We start from the raw sequence: 17,506 nt of genomic DNA, 5'->3' as shown, positions 1-17,506 counted from the left end.
ATGGAAATGGATTTGGATGCGATGATTGCGGCGGCGCACCGGGCGCAGCAGTCCTGCGACTACCAGCTGGGGAACTGCTCACGGGTGCTGCATATCGGGTTCTTTTTTGACGGCGTGGGGCGCAATATTGAGCAGGACGCGCCGGAAAACCGGCTGAGCAATATCGCCCGGTTGTATCGGGCATATCCCGTTCCAGAAAGCAGTACGCCAAACACAACTTACAGCAGGCACTACATATCCGGGCTGGGCACGTCGTTTGATGAAACGGAGGATGAACGCCTTCAGGGGATGATGGATAAATCCCTGGGCTCGCTGCTGGATGACCTGAAGGACAAGCCCGTGGATATGGCGAAAGAGGCCTTTCAGTCGTCGGTAGGGGGCGCCAGCGGCAAGGACGTCCTGACGGAGATGAAGGACACGCTGCTGACCCCGAAGGGACGGCTGGGGATGCTGAAGGACTCGGCGGTGAACGCGGTGAAGCGGGTGAGCATCGAGGCGACGCCGTGGCTGCGCGACTCGGCCTTTATGGCCTACAACTTTGTGACTGGCGCGGACACGCGCCTTAACAGCATGAAAGCGCGCTTTGAGCAGTCATTTGAGGAGGCGGCAAAAGGCGGAGAAGTTCCGGTGCGGTTGATTTCGGTATCTGTCTTTGGCTTTGATATGGGCGGCACGCTGGCCCGGCAATTTATCGATATGCTGCTGGGTGAGATATGCGACAAAAAAACGAGTGGAAAACCTGTTTTTCGCGGCGTCCCGGTGGATATCGTGTTTGCCGGGCTGTTTGACTGCTCGCGGGACACGCCGGAGAGCAGCGATGACGGTCTGGACTACGCGGCGGCGGCGGTCAGCTGGCTGCCCGGGCCGGTCGCTAAAACGGCGGGAACGGTGGGATCGCTGTTCGGGCGAAAATATCTTGAGCATATGTCGCCCCTGCCGGAGGCCGTCAAAAAGTCGCTGCACCTGGTGGCGGCCCATGAGCGGCGGCGCTGGCGGTGCGTGTACCGCACCGGGCGGGAGGGTTTTGAGCATCAGGAAGTGCTGATGCCGGGGTGCAGTGAGGATATCGGGGGTGGGCTGAAACCGGATGTACAAAAGCCGAGCGCGGAGCTGTGCCGGGTGTCGCTGCGGAAGATGTACGCGGAGGCCATGAAGTCCTCTGTGCCTTTTCCTGATTTCAGCACGCTGTACAAGACTGACCGGTTGGTATGGTCTTATTTCGACCTGAGTGACGGGGTGGAAAATGAATCGGTTGATCAATGGGTCAGCACATACCAGAGCGCGGTTAATGCCACCGCGCTGAGTTACCAGGCAATGAACCGGCATCTTGATGGCTATTTTGAGTGGCTGGGACGGCAGTTTTACGAATATAAAAGTGAACTGTACAGGCTGGAAGGCATCCTGAGCGGAATATTGACATCCCCGTCATCGATGGCGGGATTCGCGGGAATGACTCCCCAAGCACGCGCGGCGAGGGATAAAGCGAATGAGGATATTGCAACGCTGAAAAAACACTGGGGCTGGTTATCTGTTGTCTCCCGGCAGGCTGACGTTTTGTTGACCGAGAAGTCTTACCCTTATCCAAAAATTTACCAGGATAATATTTTTGAGCCAGCGAAAATTCGTGCCAAGTATTTTCGGGAATGTGGTGACGCGGCATTTCATGGTAAACCCCCGCCAGTACGATGGTGTGTGGACTCATCGGTTCTTTATGCGTGGTTCGTGCATGATGTGCAGTGTACTGAGGACATCAATGACGGGTATTTTTCTGTACGCTGGTTGGAGCCTCGTGGGTAAAATGATGGCGGCAAAGACGCCGCTGGCAACCATGGGTAGGGGGATATCGGCTCAGGGGTCGTAAAGCAGGATGACATGACCACTCGGGCAGCGCGTGATTCAGGTATCCCGGTCAGTTTATTCCGAACCGAGTCAGTCAAAGCCCTGACCAGGAGGCCAGGGCTTGATCCACAGCCAGAGACTGACGTGAACGGTATTTTTGACCACGTCAGGCCCAATTTTAATCAGTAGAGCAGGGCGTACATATAACGACGATATTTAGATGCCAGGGCATCACCTGTACCCAATGCGGCCAGAATATCCATAAAGACTTTACGCACCTGGCCGTCACCGGCCGTTAATGCTTTTTGCAGATGTCCGTAGAGGAGTTCCAGCGCTTCTTCATTGCGCCCCACCTGATGCAGTTGCAGCGCCAGCTGGCTGGCAATGACCCCATTGTCAGGATCGTTTTCTGCCTGTTGTTGCAGTTGCTGGATTTCTGGGGTATCAGCCGCTTGTTTCAAAAGCTCAATTTGCGCCAGTAGCCCTTGATAGCGGCTGTCGTGATCCTGCAAAGGAATAGTTTGCAGCACTTGTTGCGCGTCATCACTGCGGTTGAGGGCGATTTGTACCTCTGCCAGCATCAATCCTATTTCACTGTTCTGGCTGGAAAGCTGCCAGGCCTCTTTCAACAATGGCAACGCTTCTGCATGACGACCTTCCGCCATCAGTTCGGCAGCTTGCTGCGCTTTCAGTTCTTCTTCACGGGGTAATACTTTGTCCAGTAAGGCACGAATGGCCTCTTCTGGCTGTGGCCCCTGGAAGCCGTCAACGGGCTGACCATTCTGGAACAAATAGACGGTTGGAATAGCGCGCAGACCAAATTGCGAGGCGATCATCTGTTCAGCATCACAGTCTAGTTTGGCCAGAATAAACTGGCCATGATACTGGGCGGCTAAACTTTCAAGAATGGGAGTCAGTTGTTCACAATGCTGACTACGTGCAGACCAAAAATAGAACAGTACTGGTTTTACTGCCGACTGTTCCAGGGTTTGGTGTAAGTTCGCTTCAGTAATATTGATAATATATTCAGTGGACATTAGCGATTCTCTGTTCGGTATTTAGGTTCTTAATGGGGGCGAGTCGTAGCGCTTCAACTCAAGTCCGTAAAATTTTATCCAACAGGCAGGTGGGTAACAGGCGGCGCGCCCAGCCTATAACATGGGTCACCATGGTGACGGGGTAGCGTAATTTAGCCCTCGGGCTGGAAAATGCGTGCAATACCTTACTGGCAACGGCATCAGGTCCCAGAGTAAAGCGTGCCGCGATGCCAGGATTATGAACCGGTTTATCCCTTTGAGTCTGGTTAACGTTAGCCGTGAACTGGGTGCTAATGGGGCCCGGTTCAATCAGGCTCACCTGAATCCCCGAGTGATATAGCTCCATACGCAAAGCATCAGACCAGGCTTCCAGGGCATATTTACTGGCAGCATAAGCTCCACGGCCAGGTGTTGCCGCCAGCCCCAGAACTGAGCTGGTCATCACAATACGCCCCTCGTGGTGGGGCAGCATGGCCGGGAGTAACAGCATGGTCAGCTGGTGAACACCGAAAAAATTGGTCGAAAACTGTTGTTCCAGTTGGTCACGACTGATGGTGGAGAGTGGACCATAAACGCCATAACCGGCGTTGTTAAATAACCCATATAAACGGTTATCGGTCAGGGCGATAACTTGCTCCGCGGCTTGCTGGATGCTTTGTGCAGAATCAAGATCCATCAGGATGCCAGTAAACCCGGCGGTGTTCATGCGCTCCACATCTTCAGGTTTACGGCAGGCAGCAATAATTCGGTAGCCTTCTGCGCTCAGTCGCTGGGCGCTGGCAAGACCAATGCCGCTTGAACATCCGGTAATTAAAATAGATTTTTGCATAACTTTACCTGAAGTATGCTCCGTTAATGTATTAGTCATGGTTAACTGTTAAGTCCTGGTTTGGTTGATATATCACCCGGAGGTGATGATAAATCCAGGACATCGTGATGGGCTGTCATTGGTTTTACTGACTCACTAAAGGTGCCAGTTCTTTGGCCATTAAGTCAGTGATAAAAGGTTGCGCTTCTGATGTTGGATGAATGCCATCATCTTGCATCCACTCAGGTTTTAGATAAACCTGTTCCATAAAGAAGGGCAGTAAAGGCGTGGCATTCTTTTCAGCGAGTTGCGGATAGATGGCGCTGAAAGCCTCATTATAACGGCGACCATAATTAGCGGGCAGTCGAATTTGCATCAGCAGTGGTTTTGCACCGCTTTCCTTTACCTGGCTAATGATTTGCTGCAGGGTGGAGGAGACTGACTGGGGTGGAAAACCACGTAAACCGTCATTGCCACCCAGTTCAATGAGCACCCACTCTGGTTTATGTTGTTCCAGTAAAGCGGGCAGGCGTGACAGGCCCTGTGCGGCGGTGTCACCACTGATGCTTGCATTAACCACCTGGATATTTTTCGGGGACCACTGCTTATTCAGCAGTGCAGGCCAGGCGCTGTTTGCCGCCATACGATAACCGGCACTCAGGCTATCACCCAAAATTAATAGCGTGTCTGCCGCAGCGGCACGAAACGTCATCAAGACTAGAAACAGGAAGGGCAAATGCCAGCGGAATACAGTGTTGAAGTTCATCATCTTAGCAAGTCCGTAGGTCAGGGGGAACATGAGCTGTCCATCCTTACCGGAGTTGAGCTACTTGTCAAACCGGCACAGACCATCGCCTTGATTGGTGAGTCAGGATCAGGCAAGTCAACACTGTTGGCTATACTCGCTGGTCTTGATGATGGCACCGCGGGTGAAGTTTACCTGATGGGGCAGCCATTACACAAAATGGATGAAGAACAACGGGCAGCTTTGCGGGCCCGTCATATCGGTTTTGTGTTTCAGTCCTTCATGCTGGTCCCCACTCTCAGTGCGCTGGAAAACGTTGAACTCCCTGCATTACTGCGGGGAGAAAATGATGCCACCAGTCGCGATCAAGCCAAAGCACTGTTAGCGCAGCTTGGTCTTGAAAAGCGTCTGCACCATTTGCCAGCCCAGCTGTCCGGGGGAGAACAGCAACGTGTCGCGCTGGCGCGTGCCTTTAACGGTAGCCCTGGTGTCCTGTTTGCGGATGAACCTACAGGTAACTTGGATCGCCAGACTGGTGACCGCATCGCTGATTTACTGTTTTCTCTGAATCGTGACCATGCCACCACCCTGATACTGGTCACACATGATGAGCACCTTGCCGCCCGTTGTGACAGGCGTTTGCGTGTCCGGGACGGTAAGTTGTGGGAGGAAGCATGATAGGGCGTTGGTTTTGGCGTGAATGGAAATCCCCGGCGTTAATTATTGTCTGGCTGGCTTTAAGTCTGGCGGTTGCCTGCGTGCTGGCACTGGGCAGTATCAGTGACCGCATGGAACAAGGCCTGAGTCAGCAAAGCCGTGATTTTATGGCGGGAGATCGTGTATTACGCGCGCCTCGTGCCGTGCCCGATGCCTGGCTGGAAGAAGCCACTAAAGCCGGGCTAACCGTCGGTAAACAGCTGATTTTTGCCACCATGACGTTTGCCGGGGATACCCCGCAACTGGCAGATGTTAAGGCTGTGGATGGAACCTACCCCCTGTATGGTGAGCTGGATACCCAGCCTCCCGGGCTGAAAGCAGAACCCGGAACGGTACTGTTGGCCCCTCGTCTGATGGCCTTGCTGGGTTTAAAACAGGGGGATAACATTGATGTTGGGGATGCCAGGCTGCGTATTGTCGGGGAAGTATTACAGGAGCCTGATGCAGGATTTAACCCTTTCCAGATAGCCCCAAGACTGATGATGAACATGGCGGATGTGGAAAAAACCGGTGCAGTTCAGCCAGGCAGCCGTATTTCATGGCGCTATAAATTTGCGGGTACACCGGAACAATTCCAGCAGTATGAACGCTATTTGTTGCCGAAGCTGCAACCAGAGCAGCGCTGGATAGGGCTGGAACAAGATGAAGGAGCCCTGGGGAAATCGTTACAGCGTGCCCAACAGTTCCTGTTACTTTCAGCCTTACTGACCCTGTTACTGGCTATTGCCGCCGTCACGGTGGCGATGAGCCATTATTGCCGTAGTCGCTATGATTTGGTGGCTATCTTAAAAACCCTGGGAGCCGGGCGAAGGGCACTGGCTAAACTGATCATTGGTCAGTGGGTTATGGTATTGCTGTTATCCGCCATCACCGGCTCTGTGATTGGTCTTATTTTTGAATCCTTGCTCATGCATCTGCTCAGGCCAGTACTCCCCGGGGAGTTGCCTGCCGCCAGCTTCTGGCCTTGGTTATGGGCGATGGGGTCGATGGTGGCCATTTCAGTCCTTGTGGGTATCCGCCCTTATCGTTTATTGCTGGCGACTCAACCGTTGCGTGTCTTGCGCCAGGATGCGGTGGCCAATATTTGGCCGCTAAAAGTTTATCTGCCGGTGATGACGGGGGTCGTTGTTGCCCTGTTAGCCTTACTTATGGGGGGAAATACCTTACTGTGGGCGGTGCTGGCAGGGATACTCGTACTGGCGGTGCTGGCAGGGGGAGTTGGTTTTGGGGTGTTGAAGTTACTCAGAGCGCTAACGGTAAAACACTTGGCTCTGCGGCTGGCGATAAATCGCCTGTTAAGGCAACCTTGGGTGACACTCAGCCAACTGGCCGCATTCTCATTATCCTTCATGTTACTGGCGCTATTGTTGGTGCTGCGGGGCGACTTGCTGGATCGCTGGCAGCAACAGCTCCCGGAAGAAAGCCCTAACTATTTCCTGATTAACATCGCCCCTGATCAGGTGGAGCCGGTGCAAGGCTTTCTGACCCGCCATGGAGTAAAATCGGATAATTTTTATCCCATTGTCCGGGTACGCATGACAGAAATTAACGGCCATTCGACGGAAGGCAATCCTGATGAAGCGCTCAATCGGGAGCTTAATCTCACCTGGCAAAGTGGCAGACCGGAACATAATCCTATCGTCAGCGGTTACTGGCCACCGAAGGCAGGGGAGACGTCAATGGATGAAGCCGTCGCCAGGCGGCTGGGTATTAAACTGGGGGATACGCTGACCTTTATGGGGGATACCCAGCCTTTCAGTGCCAAAGTCACCAGCCTGCGCAAAGTAGACTGGGAGAGTATGCGGCCTAACTTTTACTTTATTTTCCCGCCAGGAGCGCTGGAAAATCAGCCCCAAAGTTTCCTCACCAGTTTTCGCTGGGAAGGGGATAATCACCTGCTGACGGAATTAAATCGCGAGTTTCCGACGGTCAGCTTGCTGGATATTGGCGCGATTATTAAACAGGTTAGCCAGGTCCTGGAACAAGTCAGCCGGGCGCTGGAACTGATGGTGATACTGGTGACGGCTTGTGGACTGTTATTATTACTGGCTCAGGTACAGGTCGGTATGCGCCAGCGGCATCAGGAACTGGTGGTTTATCGCACCCTTGGTGCGGCTAAGAAGCTGCTGCGAACGACCTTATGGTGGGAGTTTGCCTTGTTAGGTTTGGTTTCTGGCCTGGTCGCCGCACTGGGGGCAGAAACCGCCCTCGGATTGCTGCAAACCAAAGTCTTTGACTTTCCCTGGGAGCCAGACTGGCGGTTGTGGGTGATTCTGCCGTTGACAGGGGCGGTTTTACTCTCCTTGTGTGGGGGCTGGCTCGGGCTTCGGTTACTGAAAGGCCGGGCATTGTTCCGCCGATTTGTCTCCTGATATATCCTGGTCGGAAAGTGATAATAAAACATGCCCGCACGGGTGGCGGGCATGTTGATTAAGACCACTCAAAGGGTTACGGCTTTACCAGCTTTCTCTGTGCCCAGGCAATACCACTGGCATATTCAGGGGGCAGCAATGGCACTAAGGCTTCCAGTGAAGCACTGAGACGTGCTGTGTCACTGTCATTGAGATTGAGATGGCCCACTTTACGGCCCGCATGGACAGATTTGTCATACCAGTGCAGGTGAACCAGTGGCAGCTTTAACCAATCATAACTGAGATCGGTGCCGATCAGGTTGATCATCACGGATGGGGCATTAATCACTGGTTTGGGTAACGGCAGGTCAAGAATGGCACGCAGATGCAATTCAAACTGACTGATTGAGGCACCGTTCTGAGTCCAGTGACCGCTGTTATGCACCCGGGGAGCGAGTTCATTGATCAGTAATCCTGCGGGCGTAATAAAACACTCCATCGCCATGACGCCGACGTACTTGAGTTCATCCATAATAGCACCGAGCATGGTTTCAGCCTGCTGCTGGTGCTCACGAAGTGCATGGGGGAACACCACGCTGGTGCGCAGTATCCCGTCCTGATGCAAATTATGGGTTAGCGGATAAAAAACGGTCGTCCCGTCAGTGGCCCGTGCTCCAATCAAGGAAACTTCACCCGAAAAATTAATCCCCTGCTCAACGATGCACTCACCATAACACTCATCAGGTAACTGGGCGGTTTCATCAATCCGCAGACGCCATTGGCCACGGCCATCGTAACCACCGGTACGGCGTTTTACTATCCCCAGGGGGCCCAGGGTAGCAAAGACCTCATCCCACTGCTGAGGATCTGCCAGTAGCTGCCAGGGGGCGGTCGCCAGACCAAGCCGGTCAAACAATTGTTTCTGGGTCAGGCGATCGGCAATAATCGGGAATATGTCACGATTTACAAAGGCATTATGCTGTGCCAGCTCACGGGTCAGGGGCGTTTCAGGCCAGCGTTCAATCTCGGCAGTAATCACACTCTGGGTAAAGGGAACTGCCGCCGGATTGGCATCGAGCCCAACGGGATAGACCTGGATACCCAAAGGTTCACCGGCCTGGCGTAACATACGCCCCAGTTGACCGTTACCTAACACGCAAACGGGTTTCATGCTTCACCCCGGGGGTCCGGTGAATTCAGAACGTCATCAGTCTGGCTTTGACGCCAGTTAGCCAGACGTTGAGCCAGGGACTTATCCTGCAGTGCCAGAATTTGTGCGGCCAGTAAGGCGGCATTCGCGGCACCGGCTTTACCAATAGCCAGGGTACCTACCGGGATCCCCCGGGGCATTTGTACAATAGAGTAGAGGCTATCAACCCCACTGAGAGCGGCACTTTGTACCGGGACACCCAATACCGGGACCAGCGTTTTCGCCGCCAGCATCCCGGGCAGGTGAGCAGCGCCTCCTGCACCGGCAATAATCACCTGATAACCGTTATCTTCGGCTTGTTCGGCAAAGCTGAACAGTTTGTCTGGGGTGCGATGGGCAGAGACGACTTCCACATGATGAGGAATATTCAGGGTGGTGAGGATTTCAGCGGTAAACTGCATCGTTGCCCAGTCACTTTTTGAACCCATAACAATGGCGACAGAGGCCGGGGTGTGTTCAGAAGACATGCGTCTCAAAACTCCTGTGGGTGTGCGGAAATCACCGAACGCGCCGCATTCGGTCACAAGGGTTGAGAGAATACCATGAACATTCATGAAGGAAAACGGTTGCGTCGGAGCGAAAGCGGCAAAAAAAGAGATTTTAGTTAAAAAGGAAATGAAATCAGTTCAACGGATTCAGGGGTGACTTTAATCATTGAACCTTCCTCATGCCAGGCGCCTAACACACAACGAAAGGCAGGCTGCTGATTGGCGGTCAGTTCATGAATTTCCGGACGATGGGTATGACCGTGGATTAACCACTGTGCCTGATACTCAGTCAGGACATCTATCACTGCCTGTGGATTAACATCCATAATGGTCAGGGATTTACTGCTGTTGGCGGCCTTGCTCCCCGCTCGCATTTTTGCCGCAATATGACGACGAATAAACAAGGGCAAAGTGAGGAACAGGGTTTGTATCCAGGGAGTGTGAACCTTCTGGCGAAATGCCTGATAACCGCTGTCATCGGTACAGAGTGTGTCCCCATGCATAATCAGCATCTTCCGACCATACAGATCAAGAACCTGAAGTTCCGGTAACAGAATCATGCCACTCGCCCTGGCAAAAGCCTTGCCGATCAGAAAATCACGATTACCATGGATGAAATAACAGGGAACACCAGAGTCCACCAGGGTTTTAATCGCACTGGCGATATGTTGATGAAGTGGCTGGCGATCATCATCGCCAATCCAGCTCTCAAACAGATCACCCAAAATATAGAGTGCGTCTGCGTTGACGGCTTGATGGCTGAGAAAATGAATAAAACCGGCGGTTATCGCCGGTTCTTCATCACACAGATGCAAATCTGCAATGAACAGTGTGGACATTATTCGCTAACGGTCACGCTTTGAATAATGACATCTTCTTTTGGTACATCCTGGTGCATGCCACTGCGGCCTGTTGCGACACCTTTAATTTTATCAACCACGTCCATGCCTTCGACGACTTCGGCAAAAACACAGTAGCCCCAGCCTTGCAGGCTTTCGCCGCTGAAGTTCAGAAAGTCGTTATCAACCACGTTGATAAAGAACTGTGCACTGGCAGAGTGTGGTGCCTGGGTACGGGCCATAGCCAGAGTACCGCGGGTATTTTTCAGGCCGTTATTAGCTTCGTTCTGAATGGTATCTTTGGTTGCTTTCTGATGCATACCCGGCTCAAAACCGCCGCCCTGGACCATAAAGCCGTTTATTACACGGTGGAAAATGGTGTTGTTATAGAAACCTTCCCGGCAGTAGTCGAGGAAGTTTTTAACGGTAATGGGGGCCTTGTCATCAAAAGTTTTAATAACAATATCGCCATGATTAGTGTGGAAAGTGACCATTTTTATATCCTAATAAGTGTCAGTGGATATTGCGGCAGATTGCGCCGTCGTATCAGTGTGCTTTTATAACATAACTCTTAGTATCGCGTCAGTAATGCAAAGCAAGCCGCTTCGGGGTAAAATCTTTCGCCAAGATAAGCAATTGCCTTTCCACACACAGATATGGAACCTCCAGATGTTAAAAATTTTTAATACCCTGACGCGCCAAAAAGAGGAATTTAAGCCCATTCATGCCGGGAAAGTCGGCATGTACGTGTGTGGTATCACCGTTTACGATCTCTGTCATATTGGGCATGGACGGACTTTTATCTCCTTTGATGTGGTCGCTCGTTACTTACGTTATCGGGGTTATGAACTGACTTATGTCCGTAATATCACCGATATTGATGACAAAATTATCAAACGAGCCCAGGAAAATGGTGAGAATTTTGTGAGCCTGGTGGATCGTATGGTGGTTGAGATGCACAAAGATTTTGATGCATTGAACATCCAGCGTCCGGACAGTGAACCTCGTGCGACAAATCATATCCCGGAAATCATCGAAATCGTTCAGCAGCTTCTGGATAGAGGCCATGCTTATGTCGCCGACAATGGGGATGTCTTGTTCTCTGTTGAGAGCGATCCTAATTATGGCGTACTGTCGCGCCAGGATCTTGATCAACTCCAGGCCGGTGCGCGTGTTGATGTGGTGGATGCCAAACGTAATCCAATGGACTTTGTGCTATGGAAAATGTCCAAACCCGGTGAGCCAAGCTGGCAATCGCCTTGGGGTATGGGGCGTCCTGGCTGGCACATTGAGTGTTCTGCCATGAACTGTAAACAGCTGGGTAACCATTTCGACTTGCACGGTGGTGGTTCTGATTTGATCTTCCCCCACCATGAGAACGAACTGGCACAGTCCACTTGCGCTCACAGTGGGAGTTACGTCAATACCTGGATGCATTCCGGTATGGTGATGGTCGATCGCGAAAAAATGTCAAAATCCCTGGGTAATTTCTTTACTGTGCGTGATGTGCTGAAGCACTATGATGCGGAAACGGTACGTTACTTCCTGATTTCAGGGCACTATCGTAGCCAGCTCAACTATTGTGAAGAAAACCTGCAACAAGCCCGTGCTGCGCTGGGCCGCCTCTATACCGCATTACGTGGTACTGATAACCGCGTTCCCGCTGCGGGTGGTGAGGCTTACGTTGCGCGTTTCTGTGAAGCTATGGATGATGACTTTAATACCCCGGAAGCCTACTCGGTGCTGTTTGATATGGCGCGTGAAATTAACCGCCTGAAAGTGGAAAATCCACAAGCCGCAAATGGCCTGGCTTCTGCACTGCGTGAACTGGCTTCTGTCCTGGGCTTGCTGGAACAAGATCCAGAACAGTTCCTGCAAAGCGGTGCACAAGTTGATACTGAGGAAGTCGCTGAGATTGAAGCTTTGATTCAACAGCGTATTGAAGCCCGTGCCAGTAAAAACTGGGCACTTGCAGACCAGGCGCGGGATCGTCTGAACGCGCTGAACATCGTGTTAGAAGACAGCGCGGAAGGCACCATCTGGCGCCGTAAATAACGCTGTTTCAGTTCCATTAAAATAAAAAAAGCGGCATTAATGCCGCTTTTTTTTACGTTTCAGGATTCAGGCTATCAGGCGGCCTTTTCTACCGCAACCGGGGTGCGAATTAAGTAATCAAATGCACTCAGGGACGCTTTTGCCCCTTCTCCCGTGGCGATAATGATCTGTTTGTAAGGGACAGTGGTACAATCACCGGCGGCAAAAATACCTTTAACACTGGTTTCCCCTTTAGTATCAATCACAATCTCACCCACAGAATTGCGTTCCACTACACCATCCAGCCACTGGGTATTCGGTAACAGACCTATCTGTACAAAAATACCTGCCAGCGGTATATCCTGGCTGTGGCCTGTCACGCGGTCCTGATACTGCAAACCTGTTACTTTACTGCCATCGCCTTTAACTTCCTGAGTCTGGGCATTAACAATGATGTCGACATTTTTCAGGCTGCGAACCTTATCCTGTAGCACTTTGTCGGCTTTCATTTCTGGCGCAAATTCCAGCAAAGTGACATGTTCAACCAGACCCGCAAGGTCAATAGCCGCCTCAACCCCTGAATTCCCCCCGCCGATCACGGCCACGCGTTTACCTTTAAATAATGGACCGTCACAGTGCGGGCAGTAGGTAACCCCTTTGGTGCGGTACTGTTCTTCCCCCGGAACATTCATATTTCGCCATTTGGCTCCGGTTGCGATGATGATTGAACGTGCTTTTAAGGTGGCCCCTGATGCGGTAACCAACTGGTGCAGCCCTCCCTCAACGTCTGCCGGGATTAGCGTGCGGGCGCTCTGACTGTCAATAACATCAATATCGTACTCATCAACATGGACTTTCAGTGCGCCAGCCAGTTTTTGGCCTTCAGTTTTGGCTACAGAGATATAGTTTTCAATATCCACGGTATCCAGTACTTGTCCCCCAAAACGCTCCCCCATCAAACCCGTACGAATGCCTTTACGAGCCGCGTAAATGGCAGCAGCGGCACCTGCAGGCCCACTACCGACGATAAATACTTCATAAGGTGCACGGGCATTAAGGGCCTCAGCCTGACGTTTTTCAGCGCCAGTATCAATTTTGCTGACGATCTCTTCAAGAGTCATACGCCCTTGTCCAAAGCTTGATCCGTTCAGATAAACTGCCGGCACGCCCATGACATTGCGTTCCTGGATCTCATTCTGGAACACGCCGCCATCAATGGCGGTGTGAGTGATTCGAGGGTTTAACACGGCCATCAGGTTCAGGGCCTGAACCACATCGGGACAGTTATGACAGGTGAGTGAGTAATAGGTTTCAAAATGGAAATCCCCTTCAATGGCGCGAATTTGTTCCAGTACCTCAATGGAGGCTTTGGAAGGGTGTCCCCCCATCTGTAACAGTGCCAGCACCAGAGATGTGAACTCATGGCCCAGAGGAGAGCCGGCAAAGCGTGGCCCTTGATTTGATCCTGGGTTAGTGATCAAAAATGACGGTTTACGAACGTCCAGAGTATTATCGATGCTAAAGGAGACTTTTTCTGATAGCTCGGCAATCTCATTCAGTAATGTTTTTACTTCTGATGATTTCGCACCGTCATCCAGGGTGGCAATTAATTCAACGGGTTTAGTCAGTTTTTCAAGGTAGGCCTTGAGCTGGTTCTTCATAGTGGTATCGAGCATTAAAAATCTCCTTAATGGCCAGGGCAGTCCATATGGACTGGGGTCCGCCTCTGAATAAAAGACAGGGTTCAGAGGCCATTTAAATGGGTCAGGAACATCAGGTGGTTGATATTTGGCAGTAACTGCCATAAGGGAAAAATCCTGCTCTTTTCCCTTATGGGGAGCCGGATTGTCGGTTGCTGAGGCAACCGACAATCTCACCTGCAGGCAGGACGGTTAGATTTTACCAACCAAGTCCAGGGACGGGGCCAGGGTGGCCTCACCTTCTTTCCATTTGGCCGGGCATACTTCACCAGGGTGGCTGGCAACGTACTGTGCTGCTTTCACTTTACGTAACAGGTCAGCCGCATCACGACCAATGCCTTCCGCGGTGACTTCGATAGCCTGAATAATGCCTTCAGGGTCAACGATAAAGGTACCACGGTCAGCCAGGCCTTGATCTTCACGCATGTTTTCAAAATTACGGGTCAGGGCACCTGTCGGGTCACCAATCATGGCGTAGTCAATTTTTGCGATAGTCTCAGAGCTACCATGCCAGGCTTTATGCGTGAAGTGGGTATCGGTTGAAACGGAATAGATATCAACCCCCAGCTTCTGGAATTCTTCATAGTGGTCAGCTACATCACCCAGCTCAGTCGGGCAAACAAAGGTGAAATCAGCTGGGTAGAAGAAGAACACACTCCAGCGACCTTCGACGTCTTTCTCAGTCACGTCGATGAATTCACCTTTTTTAAAGGCAGTGTTTTTGAATGGTTTGATTTTGGTATTGATTAAAGACATGTGTACATCCTCCGTTTTGCGATGGAGCCAAGATACCCGGAATGAGGCTTTCCCTCTAATGGGTACGCTGTATCGAATTGAGAGGCATTACCTAACAACGTCATGACCACTGGCATAAACAGGGGGGAAATCTGGCTAAAGGAGAGGGGATTCGTATTTTTTGAGTAATAATACCTAAATTTATGTCATGAAAATTGCAGTAAAATGACAGCAGAGTTAAATTGGCGCGGGATTATGATACTGCGCCAGGTTGCGCGATTTTTGAGGGACGGATGTTGTTAGGATTGCTATCAATTGTTCTTTTTTGTGCAGCTATTGGATTGTACTCAATAAAAGCCGGGCGGAATGTCGGTTGGTTTACCGTTATTTTGCTGATCGCCTGCCTGTTTATTGTTCTCAATATTACGTTTATCGCGAGTGATTATTTCACTGGCGAAGGTATTAATGACGCGGTGTTATACACGCTGACCAGTAGCATGACGGGGGCAGGGGTCGGGAAGTATATTTTGCCCGGACTGGGTATTGCTGTCGGCCTGATAGTGATTGTGGGCGGGTTGGCATGGATTTTACGTGGCAAAAATCGGCCCCACCACTTAGGTTATAGCCTGTTAGCCTTAGTATTGGTGCTACTGTCTGTGAATACCGCACCTGCTTATCAGCAGGTCAAATCATTAATTACGTCACAAAAACCTCATGATGACTCTGATTTTTCAACGTATTATCAGGTGCCACAGGAAGTCATCAAAAATCCCAAACTGAACCTGGTCTATATTTACGCCGAGAGCCTTGAACGTACCTACTTTGATGACCGTGTCTTCCCGGCATTGACTCCAGAATTAAATGCCGTGAGGCATTCTGCTCTCGATTTCAGTCACACTGACCAGTTACCCGGTATGGATTATACCATTGCCGGTATGGTGGCCTCTCAGTGTGGTATTCCGTTGTTTGCGCCGTTTGAGGGTAACTCTTCAGCATCCATGTCGAGTTTTTTCCCTAAAAACATCTGCCTCGGGGATATCCTGAAAGCCTCCGGCTATAAGAACTACTTTATTCAGGGCGCGGATTTGCGTTTCGCCGGGAAGGATGTGTTTCTCTCTTCCCATGGTTTTGACTATAGCTATGGTGCACAGGAGCTTAAAAACGTCGTTGATGATCCCGCTTATCGCAATAACTGGGGCTTTTATGACGATACCGTGTTGAATGAGGTATATAAGAAATTTATTGAGCTGTCCGAAAAAGGGGAGCGTTTTTCTCTCTTTACGTTAACGGTGGACACCCATCATCCGGATGGCTTTGTTTCCCGAACCTGTAAACGTCGTAGCTATAGCCATGATGGAAAAGAGAATAAAACCTTCAGTGCCGTCACTTGTAGCCAGGAACACATTGCCGCGTTAATTGAGAAAATTAAAGCTTCGCCTTATTTCGATCAGACGCTGATTGTGGTGTCATCCGATCATTTGGCAATGAATAACAGTGCTTATAAATATCTCACGCCACAGGAAAGAAAAAATTTATTCTTTGTCCTGCCGGGCAATGCCCCTAAAGCAGAAATCAATGACATGAAACGTAACCCGATGGATAACGGGGCTACGGTGCTGGATATTCTGGGGGGTGGGAGTGCTATTGGGTTGGGAAGAAGTAGTCTTTCTGCCGAGTCTCTTTCTTATATTTTTTTGAATATGAAAGAGAAAATAATGGAGTGGAAGCCTGACATTATTGATCTGTGGAATTTCCCTAAAACCATCGATGCATTCACTGTTGACCAGAACCACAATACCTTTAGCTATTCCGGGGCGAATTTTCGCTTACCTATGTTGTTGAAAGTCGGTAAAGATAAAATAGAGCCATTACCGGAAAGTGAGTACTCAGCCCCTCTGCGCTACCAGTTGGCGGGGTTCAAAGCTGAGGATAAATTTATCTGGGTCGACAAGTGTTTTAAAATGGCGCGCCTTTGGAAGCCAGAGCTGGAACTGTCTGACGCGCTTTGTGTCGCTCAAGGGCAGCTGGATGGTGTGCCGACGGTGAATCTGCTGCAAGCCCCGCAAGAGGTGATAAACGTGTCCTGGAGCCAGCAGTCTGCTGATCCGGGGCACTTTAAGCACAATGTCGAGCAGCTGAAAATCGAAGATAACAACATTCGTTACCCCTCACCGGATTTTCTGTTTAACATTCCCGGGGCTCCGGAGAGTGTGAAGGCATTTAATGGGATATCACGGCAGGAAGCCTGGGGCCGCTGGTCAAACGCCAATTTAGCGCCAGATGTTACTATTGAATACCAGCAACCACTCCCGCCACATTTTGCTCTGAAAATAACAGCGAAAGCTTTTGGGACGAATATTGATAAGCCTATAGTGGTGAGCGTGGGGGATGAGCAACAGCATATCATGCTGGGCAGTGAGCTTTCAGACGTCACATTGCAGTTTGATAATCCTGAGGGCAGTAATCGGTTGACGATTAGCCCACCCACACCGGAGCTATCGAATGAGGGTAATATTTTAGGGCACGACCCGCGCAAATTAGGGATTGGTATCCAGAGTATTAGGATTGAACCCGGAGAGTAATTTAATCTCTTACGCCAATGTGAAACAAGGAAGCCAGTGAGCTTCCTTGTTTGATATTAGCCTCCAATAATTTCCAGAACCTGCTCTGGTGGGCGGCCGATGCGTGCTCTGCCCTGGGCAACAGCGATAGGGCGTTCGATTAAAATCGGGTTTTCCACCATGGTCTGGAGCAGTTCATCCTGGCTAAGTGCCGGATTATCAAGCTGCAATGTGGTGTAGAGCGTCTCTTTACGGCGCATGAGCTGGCGAGCGTCAGTAAAACTGAGCATTTCCAGTAAGTGTTTTAACGTCGCGGCATCAGGGGGCGTTTCCAGGTAGCGTATTATGGCGACACTTACCCCTGACTCTTGTAACAACGTCAGCGTTTCGCGGCTCTTTGAGCAACGCGGGTTATGATAAAGGGTAACAATAGTGGACATAA

Annotated in this window: 15 protein-coding genes; 5 read left to right on the top strand and 10 right to left on the bottom strand. The window is 50.9% G+C overall.

Annotated elements, in window-relative coordinates; all coding sequences use genetic code 11:
* Window positions 1–1,797, top strand: coding sequence for a DUF2235 domain-containing protein (locus JK154_RS11175; protein WP_211992617.1), 1,797 nt, complete (start codon window positions 1–3; stop codon window positions 1,795–1,797).
* A gap of 224 nt (window positions 1,798–2,021) precedes the next feature.
* Here the strand turns inward: JK154_RS11175 and JK154_RS11170 are convergent, their stop codons facing one another.
* The 3 genes from JK154_RS11170 to tesA form a co-directional block, all read right to left on the bottom strand.
* Window positions 2,022–2,876 carry a co-chaperone YbbN gene (locus JK154_RS11170; protein ID WP_211992616.1) on the bottom strand — a complete coding sequence of 285 codons (855 nt, stop codon included), beginning with the start codon at window positions 2,874–2,876 and terminating at the stop codon, window positions 2,022–2,024.
* 58 nt (window positions 2,877–2,934) lie between these two features.
* Window positions 2,935–3,744: an SDR family oxidoreductase gene (locus JK154_RS11165; RefSeq protein ID WP_211992615.1), complete on the bottom strand. Its 810-nt coding sequence runs from the start codon at window positions 3,742–3,744 to the stop codon at window positions 2,935–2,937.
* Window positions 3,745–3,829: 85 nt separating this feature from the next.
* The gene (tesA, locus tag JK154_RS11160) at window positions 3,830–4,453 is read right to left on the bottom strand and encodes a multifunctional acyl-CoA thioesterase I/protease I/lysophospholipase L1 (protein WP_211992614.1); all 624 of its coding nucleotides are present in this window, start codon (window positions 4,451–4,453) and stop codon (window positions 3,830–3,832) included.
* Here tesA and ybbA point away from each other — a divergent pair.
* Both ybbA and ybbP read left to right on the top strand, forming a co-directional pair.
* Complete coding sequence (gene ybbA / locus JK154_RS11155; RefSeq protein ID WP_211992613.1) at window positions 4,421–5,107, top strand: putative ABC transporter ATP-binding protein YbbA; 687 nt, start codon at window positions 4,421–4,423, stop codon at window positions 5,105–5,107. The two genes, tesA and ybbA, sit on opposite strands and share 33 nt — an antisense overlap.
* Window positions 5,104–7,518: a putative ABC transporter permease subunit YbbP gene (ybbP, locus tag JK154_RS11150; protein WP_211992612.1), complete on the top strand. Its 2,415-nt coding sequence runs from the start codon at window positions 5,104–5,106 to the stop codon at window positions 7,516–7,518. Before ybbA ends, ybbP begins: the two co-directional genes overlap by 4 nt.
* A gap of 76 nt (window positions 7,519–7,594) precedes the next feature.
* Here ybbP and purK read toward each other — a convergent pair whose 3' ends face one another.
* The 4 genes from purK to ppiB all read right to left on the bottom strand — a co-directional run bounded on the left by purK (window position 7,595) and on the right by ppiB (window position 10,528).
* Window positions 7,595–8,668 (bottom strand): 5-(carboxyamino)imidazole ribonucleotide synthase, encoded by a 1,074-nt coding sequence (gene purK / locus JK154_RS11145; RefSeq protein ID WP_211992611.1) that lies wholly within the window; start codon window positions 8,666–8,668, stop codon window positions 7,595–7,597.
* Window positions 8,665–9,174: a 5-(carboxyamino)imidazole ribonucleotide mutase gene (purE, locus tag JK154_RS11140; RefSeq protein WP_211992610.1), complete on the bottom strand. Its 510-nt coding sequence runs from the start codon at window positions 9,172–9,174 to the stop codon at window positions 8,665–8,667. Before purE ends, purK begins: the two co-directional genes overlap by 4 nt.
* 137 nt (window positions 9,175–9,311) lie before the next feature.
* Complete coding sequence (gene lpxH, locus JK154_RS11135) at window positions 9,312–10,034, bottom strand: UDP-2,3-diacylglucosamine diphosphatase (RefSeq protein ID WP_211992609.1); 723 nt, start codon at window positions 10,032–10,034, stop codon at window positions 9,312–9,314.
* On the bottom strand, window positions 10,034–10,528 hold the full coding sequence (ppiB, locus tag JK154_RS11130) for a peptidylprolyl isomerase B (protein ID WP_211992608.1): 495 nt from the start codon (window positions 10,526–10,528) through the stop codon (window positions 10,034–10,036). The genes lpxH and ppiB overlap by 1 nt, the downstream gene beginning before the upstream one ends.
* 175 nt (window positions 10,529–10,703) lie before the next feature.
* On the opposite strand from ppiB, the gene cysS reads away from it, so the two are divergent.
* On the top strand, window positions 10,704–12,089 hold the full coding sequence (gene cysS, locus JK154_RS11125) for a cysteine--tRNA ligase (RefSeq protein WP_211992607.1): 1,386 nt from the start codon (window positions 10,704–10,706) through the stop codon (window positions 12,087–12,089).
* Between the two features lie 74 nt (window positions 12,090–12,163).
* Here cysS and ahpF read toward each other — a convergent pair whose 3' ends face one another.
* A complete protein-coding gene (ahpF, locus tag JK154_RS11120; RefSeq protein ID WP_211992606.1) occupies window positions 12,164–13,744 on the bottom strand; it encodes an alkyl hydroperoxide reductase subunit F in 1,581 nt (526 codons plus the stop codon).
* Window positions 13,745–13,960: 216 nt separating this feature from the next.
* Window positions 13,961–14,524: an alkyl hydroperoxide reductase subunit C gene (gene ahpC, locus JK154_RS11115; protein ID WP_211992605.1), complete on the bottom strand. Its 564-nt coding sequence runs from the start codon at window positions 14,522–14,524 to the stop codon at window positions 13,961–13,963.
* A 275-nt stretch (window positions 14,525–14,799) separates the two neighbouring features.
* Between ahpC and opgB the strand changes: the two genes are divergently transcribed.
* Window positions 14,800–17,085 carry a phosphatidylglycerol--membrane-oligosaccharide glycerophosphotransferase gene (gene opgB / locus JK154_RS11110; RefSeq protein ID WP_211992787.1) on the top strand — a complete coding sequence of 762 codons (2,286 nt, stop codon included), beginning with the start codon at window positions 14,800–14,802 and terminating at the stop codon, window positions 17,083–17,085.
* A 56-nt stretch (window positions 17,086–17,141) separates the two neighbouring features.
* Here opgB and arsC read toward each other — a convergent pair whose 3' ends face one another.
* Complete coding sequence (arsC, locus tag JK154_RS11105) at window positions 17,142–17,504, bottom strand: arsenate reductase (glutaredoxin) (protein WP_211992604.1); 363 nt, start codon at window positions 17,502–17,504, stop codon at window positions 17,142–17,144.
* Window positions 17,505–17,506 lie beyond the last annotated feature (2 nt).

Origin of the sequence: Citrobacter sp. JGM124, from assembly GCF_018257795.1 — a bacterium.
In the GTDB taxonomy this organism is placed as follows: domain Bacteria; phylum Pseudomonadota; class Gammaproteobacteria; order Enterobacterales; family Enterobacteriaceae; genus JGM124.
This window is presented reverse-complemented; position numbering and strand designations above follow the sequence as displayed.